General features: G+C 45.4%; 14 protein-coding genes and 1 tRNA gene. 8 read left to right on the top strand and 7 right to left on the bottom strand.

From position 1 onward, the window contains the following. Positions 1 to 36 precede the first annotated feature (36 nt). From TOL_RS01710 to TOL_RS01680, 7 genes are all read left to right on the top strand, one after another. Positions 37 to 456: an acetyl-CoA sensor PanZ family protein gene (locus TOL_RS01710; RefSeq protein WP_015485537.1), complete on the top strand. Its 420-nt coding sequence runs from the start codon at positions 37 to 39 to the stop codon at positions 454 to 456. A gap of 114 nt (positions 457 to 570) precedes the next feature. Then, positions 571 to 1200 carry an MlaC/ttg2D family ABC transporter substrate-binding protein gene (locus tag TOL_RS01705; RefSeq protein ID WP_015485536.1) on the top strand — a complete coding sequence of 210 codons (630 nt, stop codon included), beginning with the start codon at positions 571 to 573 and terminating at the stop codon, positions 1198 to 1200. A gap of 407 nt (positions 1201 to 1607) precedes the next feature. Beyond that, a complete protein-coding gene (locus TOL_RS01700; RefSeq protein WP_025264597.1) occupies positions 1608 to 4019 on the top strand; it encodes a bifunctional diguanylate cyclase/phosphodiesterase in 2412 nt (803 codons plus the stop codon). Positions 4020 to 4082: 63 nt separating this feature from the next. Next, on the top strand, positions 4083 to 5132 hold the full coding sequence (gene mutY / locus TOL_RS01695; protein WP_015485534.1) for an A/G-specific adenine glycosylase: 1050 nt from the start codon (positions 4083 to 4085) through the stop codon (positions 5130 to 5132). 19 nt (positions 5133 to 5151) lie between these two features. Further along, entirely contained in the window at positions 5152 to 5418 is a 267-nt protein-coding gene (locus TOL_RS01690; RefSeq protein WP_015485533.1) for an oxidative damage protection protein, read from the top strand. Positions 5419 to 5524: 106 nt separating this feature from the next. After that, positions 5525 to 5600 (top strand) — tRNA-Phe (locus TOL_RS01685). A gap of 109 nt (positions 5601 to 5709) precedes the next feature. After that, on the top strand, positions 5710 to 7395 hold the full coding sequence (locus tag TOL_RS01680) for a DUF6538 domain-containing protein (protein ID WP_041588363.1): 1686 nt from the start codon (positions 5710 to 5712) through the stop codon (positions 7393 to 7395). A gap of 638 nt (positions 7396 to 8033) precedes the next feature. Here TOL_RS01680 and TOL_RS01670 read toward each other — a convergent pair. After that, positions 8034 to 8222: a hypothetical protein gene (locus TOL_RS01670; protein WP_015485530.1), complete on the bottom strand. Its 189-nt coding sequence runs from the start codon at positions 8220 to 8222 to the stop codon at positions 8034 to 8036. A 557-nt stretch (positions 8223 to 8779) separates the two neighbouring features. Here TOL_RS01670 and TOL_RS01665 point away from each other — a divergent pair. Next, positions 8780 to 9352 (top strand): recombinase family protein, encoded by a 573-nt coding sequence (locus tag TOL_RS01665; RefSeq protein ID WP_015485528.1) that lies wholly within the window; start codon positions 8780 to 8782, stop codon positions 9350 to 9352. Positions 9353 to 9980: 628 nt separating this feature from the next. Here the strand turns inward: TOL_RS01665 and TOL_RS01660 are convergent. The 6 genes from TOL_RS01660 to argS all read right to left on the bottom strand — a co-directional run bounded on the left by TOL_RS01660 (position 9981) and on the right by argS (position 20110). Continuing rightward, on the bottom strand, positions 9981 to 10946 hold the full coding sequence (locus tag TOL_RS01660; RefSeq protein ID WP_051052367.1) for a reverse transcriptase family protein: 966 nt from the start codon (positions 10944 to 10946) through the stop codon (positions 9981 to 9983). Between the two features lie 1152 nt (positions 10947 to 12098). Further along, complete coding sequence (locus TOL_RS01650) at positions 12099 to 14258, bottom strand: membrane dipeptidase (RefSeq protein WP_015485524.1); 2160 nt, start codon at positions 14256 to 14258, stop codon at positions 12099 to 12101. Positions 14259 to 14887: 629 nt separating this feature from the next. After that, positions 14888 to 15754: an alpha/beta fold hydrolase gene (locus TOL_RS01645; protein WP_015485523.1), complete on the bottom strand. Its 867-nt coding sequence runs from the start codon at positions 15752 to 15754 to the stop codon at positions 14888 to 14890. Positions 15755 to 15762: 8 nt separating this feature from the next. Next, entirely contained in the window at positions 15763 to 17751 is a 1989-nt protein-coding gene (locus TOL_RS01640) for a RecQ family ATP-dependent DNA helicase (protein ID WP_015485522.1), read from the bottom strand. A gap of 75 nt (positions 17752 to 17826) precedes the next feature. Continuing rightward, positions 17827 to 18363 carry an SPOR domain-containing protein gene (locus TOL_RS01635; RefSeq protein ID WP_015485521.1) on the bottom strand — a complete coding sequence of 179 codons (537 nt, stop codon included), beginning with the start codon at positions 18361 to 18363 and terminating at the stop codon, positions 17827 to 17829. A 61-nt stretch (positions 18364 to 18424) separates the two neighbouring features. Next, positions 18425 to 20110, bottom strand: a complete 1686-nt coding sequence (gene argS / locus TOL_RS01630; protein ID WP_015485520.1) for an arginine--tRNA ligase — start codon at positions 20108 to 20110, stop codon at positions 18425 to 18427. Between the last annotated feature and the right edge of the window lie 72 nt (positions 20111 to 20182).

The raw sequence follows: 20182 nt of genomic DNA, 5'->3' as shown, positions 1-20182 counted from the left end.
CCGAGAACCGTGTAACTCATATAGCAGGAGACCAACGTGCCGGTAAAACTGGAACATCTAACCGCCCCAACAGACGCTGACTGGAACGATTTAAATAAGATTCATCAGGATACAGCCATCTCTGGACTAACCTTGTCGGAAACCGATATGAAGGGCTGGCTAACGGCGGATCGTTGGATTGTCGCCGGTCGTTTTAACGACCGAGTGGTTGGCGCATTCTTGGCCGAGCGCAACCAAAACGAAGTACGCTTATCTCAGGCCGGCGTGAGGAGCATCACCCAGCGCCGCGGAGTAATGCATCAAATGATACATTTCATACAACGCTGGGCCGATCAAAATACGCTAACGTTAATCATAGGTTTAACGGATACAAACATGAATGATGCACTCAAAGAAGCACTCATTAAGCGTGGATTTGCATCCAAAGGCGATGCGCTAACGTACAATGCAGACTGATTGTGCAATATTGTTGCACCACAGAAACAAGTAATTTAGATTCAAAGGCTGTTACTCGCCCACAGGCAGGAACATACTGTTGGCACGATGCACCAGAGAACCACAGGACTGTGTATGCAAACTCTTTTTAGAAAATCTTTCTCCGTCATATTCGCTATCTTTGCCATGCTGCAAGCTGCCCATGCTTCCAGTGACGATGCGCTAGCAACGGTATCGAAAGCGACCGATAGTATTATTTCTGAGCTAACCAAGCTTGACCCTGAAGCTCGCACCCAAGATAAGGTTGAGAGCTTAGTGCTGGCGTACATTGTGCCTGCCATAGACGAGCAGAAAATTGCGATGGGCGTACTAGGCAAATACTGGCGCCAAGCGACTCCTGATCAGCGCACTCAGTTTATTGCTCGCTTCCGTGAACAACAAATTCGTACTTATACCGGCGCTTTCAAAGCGTTTAGCGGTGAAAAACTTGTCTTTGAGAAAGCGGTTCTTAGCCCTGATGGCGACAAAGCAATCGTAAAAGGCCAATTCCAGCAGAGCAACGGCAATCAAGTACCGGTCGATTTTCGGTTGTATTACAACAAAGACGATAGCAAATGGCTGATCTACGATGCTGTAATTTCCGGTCTAAGCATGGTTAAAACATACCGTACGCAACTGAGCGAACGCTTGCAGAATGTCAACATGGACGACTTATTGAAAGAGCTTGCTAATGAGCAAGCCGCCCCGCAACAAGCACAGCGCTAGTCTCTAGCGCTGCTGTCCTCTTCGCACAAAATTTTGTGACCAAAGCCCAGCAATATAGCTAAAAGACAACTACACTAACAAACCGTGTACTAACCGAATTTTAGTTAGAAATGAAATTCGCAGAGGCTAAGGACGCACCATCGAATAAGACGGGATGCGACAACAACACAAGACTGCCATACAGCCCTAAATACGGCGTAGCTTTCTATCGACTTAGCCTTACTGGAATTATTAAAAAGTAGTTGTAAGCAGGACTGGCTACGTATGATAAGAACTACTAACAATCTGCATGCGATAGTAACTAAAGGAAACCATTAACCGATGCGTCATTCCAATTGGGCGGGATATCCCCTACCACTTCAGGCGTACCGTTCTACGGACATCCGGCATAGCAATATGGTGAATGCGTGAAGTTTCTCCGCTCGCAATCCTTACGTCGCAAGTTAGTATTTATTTCATTGATAACTACTGGCTTAACGCTGGTACTATCGAATCTGGCATATATGTCGTTGGAATATTACCTTTCACGACAAGATACCGAAAAGAAACTTACAGTGCTCGGCGAAGTTATCGCTGACCGAGCAACTGCCGCTTTAACGTTCGGTGACACAGCGCTACTCGAAACAAACCTCAGCACTTTAAAAGCCGATACATCCATCTTGCGGGGGTGTATCTATGGCGAAGACCAAAAACTAGCAGCATCTTATATAGCAGTCGATCATCTAAAAGATACTTGTCCTGACAACGTCCCCCGTCTGAACCGTAACACCTACAATTTCAGCCAATACTTCACCATCAGTCGTGATAAAACTCCAATTGGTACACTGTTTATAGAAAGCAGCCGCAAAGACTTATTACAGCGCTTTAATCAGTTTTTGATTTTCTCAGGCATCATTATCTTAGCGGCGGTTGTATTAGCCCTATTCCTCGCCAATCAACTGAAAGACGTTATCGCTCGCCCTATGCGTGATCTGAGTAATACCTTGCGCCAAATCGTTAACGACAAGGATTACTCCATTCGCGCCGTGAAAGAAAACAATGATGAGTTAGGTGATTTAGTCGACTTATTTAACGGCATGCTGATCACCATCGAAGATGAAAACGTGTCATTGAAGGCATCTGAAGAGCGCTTTCGTAAATTAACAGCGCTTTCGCCAGTTGGGATATTTCAAGTCGATCCAAAACAAAAACTGCAGTACGTTAACCAGCGCTGGCGCGATATTCATGGCCTGACCAATGAACTGCCTGATCTGCAAGACTGGTTTGAAATGATCAATCCAAAAGATATTGTCATGGTACAAGAATCTTGGAATCGCATGGTCTTTGACCAAGAAAGTATCGCACTTGAAATTCGCTTAGTGCGCCGCGACAACGCCCACACTTGGATTCACTTACTTGCCAGTGCACTGCATGATCGTGATGGCGAGCTGTTGGGCTATTTAGGTGCTATCTCTGATATTTCAGAGTTAAAAGCCGCTCAAATCCAGATGGAAAATCTTGCTTTCTACGATCCGTTAACAGGGCTAGCGAACCGCCGTTTATTTAAAAATCGTCTAGAAAAAGCAGTGAAAAGTGTACTTCGCTCAGGCAAGTCAATGGCTCTTATGTTCCTCGACATGGACCAATTTAAGCGTATTAACGATACCTTAGGCCATGATGCTGGCGATATTCTTCTCAAAGCTGTTGCCACCCGCCTGAACAACACCGTACGCGAAAATGATACCGTTTCTCGTATTGGTGGAGACGAGTTCACTATATTACTAACGGACGTGCAACAGTCACAAGATGTACTCGTAGTTGCAGAGAAAATCCTTAAGGCGCTGTCTCGCCCGATTCGAATTAAAGGCCAAGACATTGTTACCAGTGTGAGTATTGGTATCACCATGACGCCGGAAGACTCGACCGACGTTAATACCTTGATGAAAAATGCCGACTTAGCTATGTATTGGGCTAAAGAAATGGGACGTAATAACTTCCAGTTTTTCTCGGAAGATATGAACCATTCAATTCTGGAGCACCTTGCTCTAGAAAAAGAATTGAAAGAGGCGATACAACGCAATCAATTTACTCTCGTGTTTCAACCCAAGGTAAGTTTATTTGACTACAGCACAACCGGCGTTGAAACCCTGATTCGCTGGGAGCATCCGGAAAAAGGGCTAATAACACCCGATCACTTTATCCCTGTCGCCGAAGAAACTGGTCAGATTATTGATATTGGTAATTGGGTGTTGGAACAAGCATGTCGACAGATTAGCTCATTGTTGCGCGAAGGAATCTTACCGCCCACCGCAAAAGTCGCCGTCAACCTATCGGCCAAACAGTTCACTGATCCGAACTTAGTTCAGCATATTCGTACGGTGTTAGAGATCACCAAAATTCCGCCACAATGCCTAGAGTTAGAAATCACTGAAAGCACACTGATGGAAGATGTGGAAACGGCTATCGCCATCATGCAGGAAATTAAGAGCACTGGCGTTGCCATCGCGATCGACGACTTCGGTACGGGCTATTCGTCGCTCTCATACATTAAACGATTCCCGATTGATGTTCTGAAAGTAGATCGCTCGTTTGTGATGGATATACCCGACGACAAAAACGACATGGCGATCACTGCCGCCGTTATCGCGATGGCGCATAAACTCAGCATGAATGTCGTTGCTGAAGGGGTAGAAACCCGTGAACAACTGCAGTTTTTACGACAAAACAATTGCGACGAAGGCCAAGGCTACTTGTTTAGTCGACCTCTATCTCTCGGCCAATTACACCGCTTTTTAATTGAAAACAAAGCGCGTCGCGAAAACGGAACCTACCACATCTGACACTCGTTACCTACGGCAAAAGTCCCTATACTGCGACCACCTTTGCCGTAGAACACGTCTCATATGTCCTCTAATTCTCTATTTAGCGATGCTGTACTGGCCTGGTATCACCAGCACGGACGTAAGCATTTACCCTGGCAGCAAAACATTACGCCCTATCGCGTATGGGTATCCGAAATCATGCTGCAGCAAACCCAAGTCAGCACGGTCATTCCTTATTTCGAACGCTTTATGCAAGGCTTCCCAGACGTCACTGCACTCGCGGCAGCAAGCCAAGATGACGTGTTACATCACTGGACGGGCCTCGGCTATTACGCGCGGGGACGCAACTTACACGCCTGCGCTCAAATCATCAGCGCAAAATATGACGGTGAATTTCCACAAAATGTAGATGCTCTAACAGAGCTACCAGGCATTGGGCGCTCAACGGCAGGGGCGATAGCATCTATCAGCATGGGCATACGAGCCCCCATACTCGACGGCAATGTAAAACGTGTCTTAACGCGTTTCTATGCAATTGAGGGCTGGCCAGGAACAACCACAGTACAAAATGCCCTTTGGCAAATCGCTGAGGATCTAACGCCTGTCCATAGCCACCGTGAATACACCCAAGCGATGATGGATTTGGGCGCAACGCTTTGCACGCGCAGTAAACCTGCATGCGGTATTTGCCCGCTACAACCTGATTGCGCTGGATTAAAAACAGGGAAGCCAACTCAGTTCCCGAACAGTAAGCCGAAAAAAGAAAAGCCTGAGAAGCATACAGTCTTACTGATGATCGAAGCACCTGACGGCACCCTGTTATTGCTTCAACGGCCGCAACAAGGAATCTGGGGCGGTCTCTGGAGCTTTCCAGAAGTAAAGCAACCCGATGACGCAATCGCATGGGTAAAAAGCCACCTAGGACTTGAATATAAGCAAGCAGAATTGCTGCCCTCCTTCAGACATACGTTCAGCCATTATCACCTGCACATCCAACCGCTACATATCCAGCTAGAACAGCTGGCCACTGCGGTAGGCGAACACAACGACCATTGGTACAATCCAGACAACCCAAGCGCACTTGGACTCGCCGCTCCGGTGAAAGAACTCCTCCAAGCTTTGCGCCGCTAACACCAAAGGAACAGCAATAATGACCCGCACCGTATTCTGTCAAAAGCACCAGAAAGAACTCGAAGGCCTAAGCGCTGCTCCATTCCCTGGCCCAAAAGGCGAAGCCATCTTTAATAACGTGTCAGCTCAAGCATGGGATGAATGGACTCAGCACCAAACTCGGCTCATCAACGAAAAGCACTTAAACATGATGGACCTAAAAGCACGTAAGTATCTAACCGAGCAGCGCGATAAGTTTTTGAGCGGTGATGACTTCGACAAAGCAGAAGGCTACGTTCCGGAGTAACCGCCTGAAAACAAAGATAAATAAAATTTTAGGAATGCTTGACAGCTTTTAGTTTGCGCGGTTTAATACGCGCCACTCAACGGACACAAACATTGTTTCCCGAGAAGCCCGGATAGCTCAGTCGGTAGAGCAGGGGATTGAAAATCCCCGTGTCGGTGGTTCGATTCCGCCTCCGGGCACCATTATTTATAAGTTATTGATTTCATTGAGATTTCCAATAATTTACCTCTGATAAATCCCCTCATTATTCTGTTATTGGTACACAATACTGGTACACAATGGGGGGCTTGAATGTCTCAAATGCCATCACCTTTTAAGCATCCTAAGACGAGCATCTACTACCTCAGGGTCAGAATACCAGTAGACTTGAAGAGTGCTTACGCTCCGACCTCTGAAGTAAAAAAGTCCTTAAAAACCAAAGACTTATCTCTTGCCAAAGCTCGCTTTGCTGTTGCCTATGCAAAACTTCAGGAAGAGTTCAGCATTAAGCGCCTAACCGGCACAGAAAAGACACCCAAAAGCGTCACTACAAACAAGATGACGCTAAGAGACATTGGCATACTTGCGGATAGATGGCTTCAAGATGAGCTGACAGAAACAAGAAGGTCTATGTCATTTGACCATCTTCACGCGGCTGACAGTGATAAGTATCTGTCTTACCATGAGGCGATTGTCATCCCTGCTTGGGAAAAAGACCAAGAGCATCTAACTGGCCTCATACGGGTATTAGGCGATAGTATCGACCGGACGTTAGAGAATAGTAATGTCGTACTGGATAGAGCTGACCCTCTCTATATAACACTCGTTAGAGTGGTGACTGAAAAGTCGGCTGAACTGGCCAGAATCACTTACGATAATGTAAGCGTCTTCGGAAACAACAACACACCACAACCATCAAGAAATAGACTATCGACAGAGATTGCCACAATATCCACGGCATTCGATAGATACAAAATGGCTCAAGTAGCCGCCAAAACAGACACCAATAAGATTCAAGACTATGAGCCTTCAGTGAACATGCTCATTGCGCTAATTGGTGACTTAGATGCGAGAGAGGTCAAGAAGCGGGACATTAGCGAGTATATGGACTTCCTCCACCAGCTACCGACCAGACCACCCAAAGCTATAAAGAGTCTTCCACCGCAAGAGCAAGCCCAGATAGCAAGAGAACAAGGATTAAGCACCCTTTCCCCTACAACCGTCAGCAATAAGGTCAAGCACCTCAGCGCCTTCTTTGCTTGGTGCGTAGAGCGTGAATACATTGCAGAGAATCCATGCACCTCTATCAAGAAGCCTAAGCGTAAGCCGAGTAACTCCATAGAGAACGATTACACCAAAGAAGAGCTAGAAGAGATATTCAAGCTGCCTATGTTCACTAATGGTGAAGAGCCACTACGTGCAGACTTTGGGGCTGCGTGGTTCTGGCTGCCTATCCTTGCTTACTACACCGGCGCTAGACCTAAAGAACTAGCTCAGCTTTACCGTAAAGACCTCATGCAATCAGAAGGCATTCACTTCATAGCTATACGTGATATTGAGTCAGACCAAACACTTAAGACACCAGCAGCACAGCGCAAAATTCCCATACACGACGACCTTATAAAGCTAGGATTTATTCGTTATATCGAATCCCTAAGCGCTACAAGTAGAGTCTTCCCTCACCTAAAGCCTGACAGTAGAGGGTCATACTCCTACCACCTATCAAGACGCTTTAGCGAAAGACTTAAGACGCTTAACGAGGCATTGCAGCGCAAGAAGCCGCTCTATGCCCTTCGCCATGCCTTTAAGACTTCCATGAGGGATGCAGGTGTATCAGAAGACGTACATGACAGCATCACAGGTCATTCAGGGCCTTCGGTTGGTCGTCAGTATGGTAAGACAAGTATTGAAGCGACTAAGAAGGCTATAGACTTGGTTCCATCTATCCCGAACATTGAGGCCATGCTGAGATACAGAAAGTCTCAGGGACTTTGCTGAGACGGTGTGCGTCTTTCCGGCCATTGGCCGAAAGGGCGCAGTCTTGTTCTTTGTAAGCGTCTGCTGGATTGACAATAGGCGCTTCATCTTCGTCATCTTCAGGAAAGAAGAAAGGGACTTCTTCGGTTTCTTCAGGTACGACATTTTCGCCAGTGGCCATTTTGTCGCTCTCTGTGTTGGACGCTTCGGTTTCTACTGGGTGCCAATTTTCGCTACTGGCGATTTCTGGCAGGCTGGACTCTTCGGTTTCTTCAGGTGTGATGTTTTCGCCAGTGGCGAAAAGGGCGCAGTCTTGTTCTTTATATGAGTCGATAACTCCACGTACAGAATTATCATTTATGTCTAGTTTTTCCGCTATCTTACGAAGTGATTCACCTTCCTTATGTAACGCTATGACTGCCTCTGCACGCTTACTACGTATCTCTTCCGCCTTACCGTTAGCGTAGCGGTGCGCTGTGCGTTTAGGGATTCCTAGTGACTTCAGCCAGTTGGCGACAGCTTTAGGTTCATAGCCAAAGTCGGGTGTACCATTTTCGCCACTGGCGCTTTTGTGACAGTCATTTACTTGAGAGTCTTCAGGTGTCCAGTTTTCGCCAGTGGCAGTTTATGGACACCTCAGATACTTACAGGGCTATGCTTTAAGCTGGCACTCCTATCCATGCTAGGCCTAGCCAATGCCCTTTTATTAGGTTGCTTTCCTTTCCATCGGCACTTACATACCAACGATAACTAAGTACATTCAAATCGACAGTAACGCCGCCTTGAGTCACTTCAAAGTCACCACTAAGGCTTAAGCAATCGTGAATAAGTAATGTCTGTTCTAACATAATGTATCCTATTGTTTCTGTAACTTCATCAGCGAAGCCCGCTAACAATTCCACATTTATCCTTTAAAATCAATAGGTTAAGCCACGCGCAAGAATACATTCAAAGATGATAATGATGACAGTCTTGTTCTTTATAGGGGGAGGTAACTTCCTGTATTGGCTACTTTCTTCAGGTACGACAAAAGTCCCACTGAGACTTTTGTCGCTCTCTGTGTTGGATGCTTCGTGTCCTTTCACTATGGCTATTACAGTCTTCCAAAGCTAAATACGCTAAAAATCTGTGAGCCTTTTATATGATTTCTATACAGCTCCAATCCCCCATACGCCCCCTAAGCGTCACCGAGGCAATGCTTCAAGCTTCCTAGGTCACTGCATACAATCCACTCAATCTAACGGCCAGCCTTCACCTAATGCCGTCCTCAAGTGTATTCATTAGGGTACACCCCACCGACTACAGTACATGAATACAGAAATTCGTGTTCAATAGGGTTGATTTAAAACTGAATACAGTTATTATTCAAAAAGTCTAGACCCTATTGAATACAAAAGGAGTACACATGGCCGACTTCGCTTACATCCGAGTATCAAGCACTGACCAAAGCACCGAACGCCAATTAGCGGATGTCAGTATCGCCTTTGAAAGGGTATTCACTGATAAGGTTAGCGGCAGCACTGTAAAGAGACCTCAGCTTGAAGCATTAAGGAGTCACGTCAGAGAAGGTGACACAATCCACGTACATTCCATTGACCGCCTAGCGCGTAACCTAAGAGACCTAAGGATGCTGGTAGATGAATGGAGAGGTAAAGGCGTTACTGTGCGCTTCCACAAGGAGAACCTGACTTTTAATGCTGGCAAGGCATCGACACCAATGGATGACTTACTCCTATCAATGCTTGGTGCTGTCTCAGAATTTGAGAGGTCAATGATTAGAGAGCGCCAAGCCGAAGGCATACGTAAGGCAAAGGAAGCAGGTAAATACAATGGAGGCAGCGCCAAACGCTTAGAGGATGATGTCAGACAGGCAGTATTAGCAGACTTGGGCGCTGGACTATCCTTCCGTAAGACTGCAACTAAGCACGATATCAGTGTCAGTTCCGTTCAAAGAATATCAAAGGAATCAATAGCTTAGACAAACTCAGAGAGCCTGTAAGCCGCCTTGCTAGTTGCCGCGAGCATTCACCCTACAGAGAAGAGAAAGAGTCACACGACAGCACTGAGAGCTTACAAAGGCGACTCAGTGCCCTATAGGCTGGCTTCGTAGATGATTTACTCTCTAATTGAACTGGTTATTTGATAACCCACACCATAGCTATGAAATACACCAAGAAAACACTGAGTATATGACTGGTATAAGAGCTAGGTAGATAGACTATGAGTAGTCTTAAGGTTGACCTAGCCCCTAACTCTTAATTGATATCCCACACCCTAGGGGAACTTAGTCCCCCCCCGAAGGTTAACTATATGTATTAGTAAGTAAGACTAAGAGTCTACTTAAGGTCAGACTAAAGGTTCTACCTAAGCTATTAAGCATATAAATCAAGATAGAAGACATAGCCTTACTTAAGGTCAGACTAAAAGCTCTACCTATGCTTATTGAATACAATCAATTGAATGAATATCTTGATGTCTGCTCAAGGTCAGGTGAGGTGAGGCTAAAGCAGTAGAACTGCCCAGTGAGATTCTATTAATTATTTCATAACCATAGAGGCTTGAAATTTATCTTTAAGCGTGCAAAACAGAAAGAGATAAACGTAGAACTACAAGACACTGCTGGAACTAAACAATCTTGATTTAAGTAAATGTAATCTCTCGTCAAAACCCAGCGCTTCTTTATGCCGCAGCCTTTTAAGTCTAACAACTTTTCCTCGAATACTTTCCCATGCGGCTACATTTTCCGCTGTGTATCCGTTGAGAGAAACTGAGACCTCTAAATTATGCAACAACGCTCTTATTTTCCGTCTCTCTTGCTTGTTTACCATTGGTGATTTTAGAGACGTATTTAACCCCGTAACTGATAATCGAGTCCCCTTTCGACACACACGACTTTTAGACCTTTTAGGCTTACAACTCTTGAGAGCAAGCATGTTGTAAATAGAGGCTCTAACAACTGCAATTTCGCTATTACTTATAATTGCGCGAGTCGAAACTATAATGTCGTCAGCAAATCGAGTGTACGTCAAATCTTTATCAAGCAGCTTTTGAACCAACAAATGCTCGCAGTCCCAAAATGCCAAATTAGCCAAGTAGCTGCTTGTTTTAGCCCCCTGAGGCACTTTCCCATTCAGGGTTGTCAGTGAAGTAAGTAATTTGGCGACTTCAGGAGAAAACTTGAAAAACTGCTGCCATACTCCACGCACAGTTGTGTCTGATAACGATGGATAGAAATCTTCAATATCATCTTGAATAAGAATTATTGCTTTCGAATGCTTAGCCGCATTGGATACTTGGTCTTTTTTAGGAAGCCCACCCTGTAAATAATCTGGATAAACAACCTTCTTGAGAATAAGCTTCGATATTTTGTCTTGGATTTTTTTCAGTGAAGGATGTGCATCATAGGTCATTCTTAATGAGCCATCTTTTTTCTTTTGCGGAACCTCTCGATACATTTTCTGAGCGGCATCACCAATACTTTTAAGAGAGTCAGGACTAACTCCCAGCAAGAGGGATAAGCTATTTATTGAGCCTATTGAAGCATGTAGATACAGCGGAGGTGTGGCTTTCAAGTCCTTTTGACATTCCTTTTAAACGCAAAAAAATTTAAGTTTAATAAAAAGTGGATTGTGTTGTTAGAGGTATTGCGAAAGGATTTCGATAAGACGTTGGAGATAAGAGGGGTCTATGATGTGAAATAGGAGCTTACCGAAGAAAAGCAACCATCCATATTCATCATATAACCCAATTATTCTCTCTAAGCGTCTTATTAACCAATCGACTAACCTTCTAACACGAACATCATCATCATCGCGCATTGATTCTCTGACATGCTTAAGCCAAGTCAGAAGTTTCTTTAAACACCGGTTCATTTGTATCTATCCTTTATCAGGCGGGATTGCCCCCGTCTTTGCAAATCAGGCCGATAAAGAATGTGATGATGTTCCAACAACCCACTGTTCTGCTTATGTTTAATAAGCATCCCCGTCACACAAACACTACCACTAGATAGTCCATCACAATCACAATGATAGGCAGTTGTGCAGTAGAGAAAGTCCAAGAGAACAGCTCAGACTGGCCATAGCTATGACCGATATACAGACCCTGATAGATACGATTGTTTAAAGAGCACCTAAGCGATACGCCTAGCTTACCTACTACGCTAAAGGCTGCGGACTTAAGTGTCAAGTGTGGGCGAACAGGCAACGATAGACATAAGCATTAAAGGAATCAGCCACATCCAACTTTACTAATAAGAATTCCTGCTGTTTTCGACGGCGAATTGTAAAGGCGATTAATTTTCTTATTTATAATCAATAAGTTAACTACCTGATAATAATAAGTGCAAAACCACTGGTTTGTATTTCGCTGCTTATTATCAATACGGTTTTCGCCAGTGGCGAATTCTGGCACTTATCAATTGAGCAGAACACTAGGCCCACCAGCTCAAACATTAGGCTTGTGTCTGAACACATTACTGGTACACAATGCTTCTTAACTTATACACACAGACGTAGTGAAAAGCCCGTAGATACTGGGCCTCAGAGGGTTGGTTGCGTGTCGGTGGTTCGATTCCGCCTCCGGGCACCATTATTTGAGAAGCCTACATAGAAATATGCGGGCTTTTTTTATGGCTGAAATTCATTCAAGAGAGCAGCCGATCGATAAAAATATTGCAAATAAAAAGGCGCTATAAATAGCGCCTTTTTATTTCAGGATAAATACTACAATGGATTATAGTGCTCCGTTACTCCTGCTTGCTCAGCTCTTTCCCACATTTGCAGGTAAGCTTCCGCAGAGTTCATGATAGTTTCGTAAATGCGCTCTGGCGCTTGTTCGCGAACATCTTCCAAATGATCTGCGACCATACCGTAGTGGGCGACACCATCCGTATTAAAGTCGAATACTCGATTACCCGAAATCTGCTTGTCAAAGGTTAAGCCAAATTCTGAAACAAATGGATATTCCAGTGGATTCATGTCGGCATCACTACGCGGACCCGGCTGACCACCAAGGCCACTCATATCGGTACCTAAACCCACACCTTGTAAATAAGGTGTTTGCTTAACGATATCTAAGTACTTGTCGATCCGACCGGTCAAATTATTCGCGTCTACGCTGTAAGGCGAAGAAAAACCTCCAGCTTCAATTAAACGACGAGTATTGTCGTGTACAGCACCACCTTTAGCGCTACGCATCCAACTATGAGAAGTAATAACACCGCTGTAGTTACGTGCTTCAACGATATCCATAACCGCTGCAGCCGTATCATTGCTCATATGATCCATTTCAATAAGCATGTTCATATCAATCATACGGTTTACTAAATAAACACCAAGCTCTGTTAATCCGTGTGAATTACAGTGTTCAATATGTTCATCGTATTCAGGATTTAAATGCAGAGTTTCGAGTAATTGTTTAATACCTTCAATTTGCCCGATAAGCGGAAATCCGGATTTAAAATACTGTCCTTGGGTATATTCATCACATTCTTTAGTTTCAAAGAATCGCCCTGACGACAACCACTGACCTAAGTTAATGAAACCGTCTTCTACTGCTGAGCCAGCCAATTGATTATCGAATTTATGGGTTGGATATAAGGTTCGCACACCTAAAGCATAGATCTCTTGTAACTGCGCTTCGATGGTTTCACGAGTACAATAATCATTTAATCCGCAATTAAATGTCTCTGATGCCTCAATACCCATAATGACGGCCATCTTTCCATCGGCAATAATCGCGCGAGCTTCAGCAGCCGTATTCGCTAAACGGAAAAAGCCTTTTCCTTCACCACCAGCCTGAGCATCAATATAACCCTGCATTTCGTGCAAACGCTGAGCTTGTAAACGCACGCTATCCATAACGTTACAACTATTGGCACTACTCCAACCTTCTGGGTTAATAGTACGCTGTGCCGCACACAACACTTCGTTCTCCACGAGGTTGCTTACCATGATGCGCAATCCCGATAAATACGCACGCTCAATCCACTTGTAGTAATAACCCATGTGGCTCATTTGCTTATGGTTTGGCCACCAAGGAAAATCCGGCCAGCCACGGGTGTCGTAACGCATGGTGATATCATCGAAGGTGTAAATATTACCAATGAGATCAAGGGCGCCATCTTTTCCGTGTACGCTTTCACTGTCTTTTAGTGCTTCTTCAACACCCCAACGGTGAAAAGGTTTGCCAGCCATAAAGCGACCACCCATAAATTCGTAGGAAGTAATGTGCGCATGAGCATCAACAAAACCACGAACAGGTTCATTTACATTTCCTTTTAATCCATCGACGTTGCCACTCACGTTTGTGGTAACTTCAGGAAATGCTGTGCAATTATTTTGCACGACTAAACGATAAGCTGTTTCTGAATTAAGACTCAGTAAATCTAGAAAGCTCTGAAAATACAGACTGCCTTTATTCGTCTTATGACCTAACTTCATGAACAAAGCGGTATTCTTAAAACTAAAATTATTATCGGAATCTTTTTCTATTTTCCATTCGGCGAATTCACCTGCGTAGGTTCCTGCGCTAACAGCTGCAGGTAAATGGCTAGCCAAATAACGGCCATCTTTATCTGTTAATAAAAAGCCATCTGGGCCAGTCGGCTTAATAAAGAACTGAGCGGCTTCGGCGACTGGAATATTTTCAAAATGATAAGACAGGCCATCATCGACAGTTCCGCCCTGATCGAAACGATTGAGATAGTTTCCAGTCGCAGGAGATTGAATAGAAAAACAGCCTTGTGCTAACGATGCAACATCACCGCTATAGCCAGACGCATGAGGCTGTGAGGGAACTTCCGGTGTCGACGACATACCGTAACTTAAGCTTGTGGTCGCTATACCCAAAACAGACAAAGCAAGTGTTTGCACCAATTTCATAGAGAGCATCCATTTTTATTATTTTAAGAAATGGTATGCAGCAAGGTGGATCGAAGCAAACTAAACAAAGCGCAAAAGGCACATCGGCTCAAATTGATCTAGATTAAGAGGAAGCATGGCCGCTAGAGCCAAAGTACTGAGTTACAAGGATAAACACTAAGAATTTAACGCGATATACAAGGAAGATTTAAGATCGTTTTTTTAAGTAATAGACGACGTTGTCAGAAACAACATTCTCACAGTTAACCGATCAACATAGCGGTTAACAATATGCAGCAGGAGGTAAATGCGGCCACCACGTGGATATGCACTAGCCCTGAGCCGTTAGTTTCGTTCTCTTCCATTGATCTATTACCTTACGATCGATTTAACTTCTGTACCAATAGTAAGGACCAGCTTCTTGGTTCTTTCCAGCTTTACAGTGTCGTTTTTTGTTAGCGCGTTTTGTTACATTCGGATACTAATGACAATAATCAAAAAGAACTGTGATCTAGGTGGCAATCTAGCAGTAAGCTGTAATAGAAAGTCAGCTAACACGGCCAGAAACGCACTAGAGAAGAGTAAAAAAGTCAGGCAATTATATTTGTGAAGATAGGCCTAGCCGCAAATGCGACTAAGCCATTACGGCATTAGCGATTAAAAAATTCGCTCACTAGAGAGATTTGTTCGTCATCCATCAATACTGGCGCATGGCCAACCCCGGGGATTACTGCCAACTCGGTTCCCTCCCTCATCAGCATGTCGTTCGCCGTCTCCGCCGTGAGCAAGTCAGACTCAGCGCCACGAATGACGAGTACTGGACATTCAACGGCAGTCCACACAGCGGTTAGATCGATGTCGCTATCCAGACCGGCAAAGGCCAAGGCGATTTGCGGATCATAGCGTAACTGCCACACACCACCACCGGTATCCTCTGCGCTGTAGCGCGCGAGGTGCTGCCATTGTGCATCCGTTAATGGGCCAAACGGCTGCGCAACGATTCTTAGGTAGTGCTCAATGCCAACGATATTATGGAACGTCGGCGCTTTACCAACGTACTCCCCCAAACGCTGCAGCGCAGCTAATGGAATCACAGGGCCAATATCGTTGAGTATGAGTCTGTTAATCGGAGAGTTTGGCAGAGCGGCAATCATCATGCCTATCAAGCCACCCATTGAGGTTCCAACCCAATAGCAGGTACTTTGCCCTGTCTCTTCTTCTAGGTACTCCAATAGCTGCATCATTTGACTGACGTACAAGGGATAACCGTAAAGCTGGCCGTCTTGTAAACGATCACTGTCTCCACGTCCGATAACATCGACGGTTATAACGCGATAATCTTCCGCTAATACTTTTGCCAGCATATCAAAGTCGTGTCGGTTACGAGTCAAACCGTGCACGCATATCACTAGCGGCGCTTCAGGCTTATCTGGATGTTGCCACATTTGCCATGCAATATTGCGATTGCCCTCGGGGGTATCGATTACCAGAGTTTCTGTGCGGGTCACTATGCTCATTGGACATCCTAGAGTTCCTTGGCGATGGCCAATACTGTTGCATAAGGCGCACTTTCGAGGCAACCATAGTTCGCTATTCCACGCGCTTTTAATCGTGTTAACCAAGGGCTCGTCATGCCGCACAAAAAACGTGTCTTAGCTTCCGCTTCCGAAGGTAGCTTAAACATTGTTTGATAGGCTTGCTCAAATTGCGATAGATAAGTGACTACTTGCGCTACATCATATTGCTGAGCATGCTTTACTGGTCGCGGCCAGGCCTGCCAACGCCCCATACACACAGAGCAATGACCGCAATCCTGTTTCATGCTGTGGTCATTAAAATATACAGCCAGTTGGCGACTGAGACATTGCTGGGATTGAAATACCGCAATCATATTATGCAGGCGCTGAATATCGCTTTCCTGATGCTCCAAAAAAGTACGATAGAGTTTTTCTGCAATTACTGACTGCTCTGCATGAGGCCAAGCTTGCACTTGGTACACTTCGGTCATTTGTTTAATTTCGAGTGTCAGCCAATCATTTTCGAAGCAATATTCGAGTGCTCGCACTGCACGCAAACGTGCATCAGGCCCAGCGGCTTGCTCTAGTGCAGGCACGTCCAAACTGTACCAAGTACGACCTTTTTTACTGCATTGAAAAATAGTCTGTAAAAACTGCTGCCGCTCCGCATCAAAATGCGCTAGTAGACTGCTCTCACTTTCTAAACGAAATCTATATTCGGCGTAGTAACTAAATAACGGCGTTAAATAGCCCGCCATTTCTAAATGCACTAACAGAGTCTTTAACGGCAGAGGGCGGATATCTGTTTGATTCGATAAAGGCAGCATCATGGTTTCCCACCGCCCTTGGCCCTCATGATTAATACCCACGGTATCCTGCTGAATAGTATCGAGTAGGCGCGTGATCGCCGCTAAGGTGGGCGTATCACCGTAGGTGTAGTTTTCAAGCACCGTTAGACCCGATAAATCGGCGAGCAACACACAATCAGCGGCGCGGCCATCACGCCCAGCTCGGCCAATTTCTTGACTGTAATTCTCAATTGATTTCGGCAAATCGTAATGCAGCACTTGGCGAATATTACTTTTATCAATGCCCATACCGAAGGCAATCGTAGCAACAATGCAAGGCGTCGTTCCTGTCATAAAACGTTGTTGAATCGCCTGACGATTTTCGCTTTGCATGCCCGCATGATAAGCCTCAACAGGAACAGATATGCGCTGTTTTAATGCTTGCGCTACTTCATCCGCCGTATTTTGCTGGGTAACATAAATAACACTGCCGAATGCTTCGCCTTTTTTTATACGGTGATTTAGCCACTCTGCACATTTATCAATTCGAGCTTCAATGGCCGTGGGTTGTACTAATAAGCGTAAATTTTTACGATAAAAACCAGTACTTACGACATCGCTAGGTGCGATTTCAAAATGCCGGCGCATATCGTGCACTACTTTTTCCGTAGCTGTGGCGGTAAGTAATAACGACTGCGGAATATTAAACTGACGACGCCACTCTGGTAGCTTTAAATAATCAGGGCGGAAATTGTGACCCCATTCAGAAATACAATGTGCCTCGTCAACCACCAGCAAAGATATCGCCACGTGACGAATAAATTCGCGAAAACGTTCATTTTTAAGACGTTCGACGGAAATAAATAGAATTTTAATCGCACCTTCGCGCACGCCTTGCTGCACACTTTGCAATTCTTCTCGCGATAATGTGGAATCCAAGCTCGCTGCGGCAACGCCTTTGCTTCGCAAAAAGCTCACTTGGTCTTGCATCAAGGCCAGTAGTGGCGAAACAATCAAAGTTAAATGTGGTAACAATAATGCAGGCAATTGATAGCACAATGATTTTCCCGAACCTGTGGGAAAAATTGCTGCGGCAGAGCGCCCCGCCAATATAGCTTCAACAACCGGTTGCTGCCCCTCTCGGAGCGAATTAAAACCAAAGGTATTCTGTAAAGCGGATAGCCAAGTCGGCTGAGAATGAGTTGTCATAGCGGCATCCTTGCGAGTAAGCAGTGGGAAGATAATGTCGGCTTGTGGATGCACTTGCAAGCCGACATAAGAAGATTAACCGTCGCTCTTTTGCTTTAAAACCAAAGGACTAATATTCATATTAACCAACGTATCTTGTGCTTTATTTAACTTAGAGCGGTTTTTAAATGGGCCAACAAATACTCGATACCAAGTTGAGCCGTTGACGGTACTGCCCTCTTGATAAGCCGTTAGGCCCTCTAATAGTAACTGAGCACGAAGGCGCTCGGCATCATTAGCAGAACGAAATGAACCTGCTTGCAGGCGATATTCATAATTAACATTGTCTTTAGGCGTTGAGCGATACGCTTCTACCTCTGGCACATCGACTGTTTGCTTCTCAAGTAGCTTATAAAAGTCGTAAGACGGTTTAACCGCTGCCGCATTGGCTGCATCCGAGCGTGCTTTTTCTACACCTTGCTCTAACGCCTTACGAGCATCGCCTTTTACCGCGTCTAATTCATTACCCGCTGGTACGGTGGATAAAAATACGATAAAACCGACAAAAGCCGCGGCAATGGCTGGGGTGGTAACCCAAACCCAACCTGGTACGCGACTAGAACCTTCCGCCATGATATTGCCCTATTGAGTAATGACTTTAATGTTGTATGTATTTATAACTATCACAACCGCATTACATTTCTTGCGGAGCACTCACACCGAGTAAGTCTAAACCATTAGCGATAACCTGACGCACACCCTCTGCCAATGTCAGGCGAGCATTACGCACATCCACCTCTTCCACTAAGGTTTTCTCAGAATTGTAATAAGTGTGGAATTCACCCGCTAAATCGCGCAAATAGTTGGCTATTTGGTGCGGTTCATTCGCATTAGCAGCGTTACGCACGACTTCTGGGTAACGGCCTAATTTTACGATTAAATCTTTTTCAGAATTCAGCGCCAAAGAACCCAATGCGGCCAAGCCAGTTGCTTGATCCCACGTCCAATTATTTTCTGCCAGTTTACGGAAAATAGAACACACACGCGCATGGGCATATTGGATGTAGTACACCGGATTATCAGACGACTGCGAACGCGCTAGATCAATATCAAACGTTAATTGACCATCAGCTTTACGCGCCGCTAAGAAATAACGCGTGGCATCACGACCTACTTCGTCAATCAAGTCTCGTAAGGTAACGTAGCTACCCGCACGCTTCGAAATTTTCACTTCCTCGCCGCCACGCATAACCGTCACCATCTGGTGCAATACGTAGTCGGGCCAGCCTTGCGGAATATCTGCGTTTAATGCCTGCAACCCAGCGCGTACACGAGTAATAGTACTATGGTGATCCGCACCTTGCTCATTCACGACACGGACAAAACCACGCTGCCATTTATCGAAATGATAGGCGACATCCGGAACAAAATAAGTATAGCCACCATCCGTTTTACGCATCACACGATCTTTATCATCGCCGAAGTCAGTAGTACGCAACCATAGGGCTCCGCCGTCTTCGTAGGTGTAACCGTTTTCAATTAACTTATTGACCGCCGCTTCGACCTTGCCTTCTGAGTACAAAGACGACTCTAGGAAGTACACATCAAAATCGACCGCGAAGGCCTTTAAATCCAAATCTTGTTCACGGCGTAAATACGCCACTGCGAAATGACGAATAGCCTCTAAATCATCGGCATTTTTTGCACCGGTAAAGCTCTGGTCTGCCGCTTCAACGGTATCGCCATTCATATAGCTCTTCGCTAGTTCGACGATGTATTCACCGCGATAACCATCTTCCGGCCAGCTTTCATGGTCTGGTGTAAAGCCCTTGCAACGAGCCTGCACAGAAAGCGCTAGATTATTAATTTGTGCGCCAGCATCGTTGTAATAAAATTCACGAGTAACGTCCCAGCCTGTGGCTTCAAACAAACGACACAAGCAATCGCCTACCGCTGCACCACGACCATGACCGATGTGTAATGGCCCAGTTGGGTTGGCAGAAACAAACTCAACCTGCACTTTGCGCCCATCGCCTTCGTTACTGCGCCCGTATTGCTCTTTTTGCTCAAGCACAGCGCGTAACAAGGTGTTGGTTGAAGCATCGCTTAGATAGAAGTTGATAAAGCCAGGGCCCGCAATTTCGACCTTTTTCACTAATTCACTAGCGGGTAAGGCTGCAACTAATGCTGTGGCAATGTCGCGCGGACTCTTGCGCGCAGGCTTAGCCAAAGTCAGCGCAAGGTTAGTGGCGAGATCGCCATGCGCCTTATCACGGGTGTTGTCTACCTGAATGCTAGCTTCCAGATCAGCAGGGAGCAGGTTTTGGGATTTCAGTGCCTCAATGGCAGCAGACAATAACTCGGCAATTTGCGGTTTCATAATGACAATCAGCGCCTGACGGGGTGAATTCGGGAGGGGGGCGATTATCGCAAAATTGGGGTAAATGGTGAA

This window comes from Thalassolituus oleivorans MIL-1, assembly GCF_000355675.1.
Lineage (GTDB): Bacteria > Pseudomonadota > Gammaproteobacteria > Pseudomonadales > Oceanobacteraceae > Thalassolituus > Thalassolituus oleivorans.
This window is presented reverse-complemented; position numbering and strand designations above follow the sequence as displayed.

What these genes read in the sequence shown, in the direction of transcription:
- TOL_RS01650 (WP_015485524.1), bottom strand. Translation starts at nt 14,258, where the DNA reads ATGAAATTGGTGCAAACACTTGCTTTGTCTGTTTTGGGTATAGCGACC.
- TOL_RS01680 (WP_041588363.1), top strand. Translation starts at nt 5,710, where the DNA reads ATGTCTCAAATGCCATCACCTTTTAAGCATCCTAAGACGAGCATCTAC.
- mutY (WP_015485534.1), top strand. Translation starts at nt 4,083, where the DNA reads ATGTCCTCTAATTCTCTATTTAGCGATGCTGTACTGGCCTGGTATCAC.
- TOL_RS01640 (WP_015485522.1), bottom strand. Translation starts at nt 17,751, where the DNA reads ATGACAACTCATTCTCAGCCGACTTGGCTATCCGCTTTACAGAATACC.
- TOL_RS01645 (WP_015485523.1), bottom strand. Translation starts at nt 15,754, where the DNA reads ATGAGCATAGTGACCCGCACAGAAACTCTGGTAATCGATACCCCCGAG.
- TOL_RS01705 (WP_015485536.1), top strand. Translation starts at nt 571, where the DNA reads ATGCAAACTCTTTTTAGAAAATCTTTCTCCGTCATATTCGCTATCTTT.
- TOL_RS01690 (WP_015485533.1), top strand. Translation starts at nt 5,152, where the DNA reads ATGACCCGCACCGTATTCTGTCAAAAGCACCAGAAAGAACTCGAAGGC.
- TOL_RS01670 (WP_015485530.1), bottom strand. Translation starts at nt 8,222, where the DNA reads ATGTTAGAACAGACATTACTTATTCACGATTGCTTAAGCCTTAGTGGT.
- argS (WP_015485520.1), bottom strand. Translation starts at nt 20,110, where the DNA reads ATGAAACCGCAAATTGCCGAGTTATTGTCTGCTGCCATTGAGGCACTG.
- TOL_RS01665 (WP_015485528.1), top strand. Translation starts at nt 8,780, where the DNA reads ATGGCCGACTTCGCTTACATCCGAGTATCAAGCACTGACCAAAGCACC.
- TOL_RS01635 (WP_015485521.1), bottom strand. Translation starts at nt 18,363, where the DNA reads ATGGCGGAAGGTTCTAGTCGCGTACCAGGTTGGGTTTGGGTTACCACC.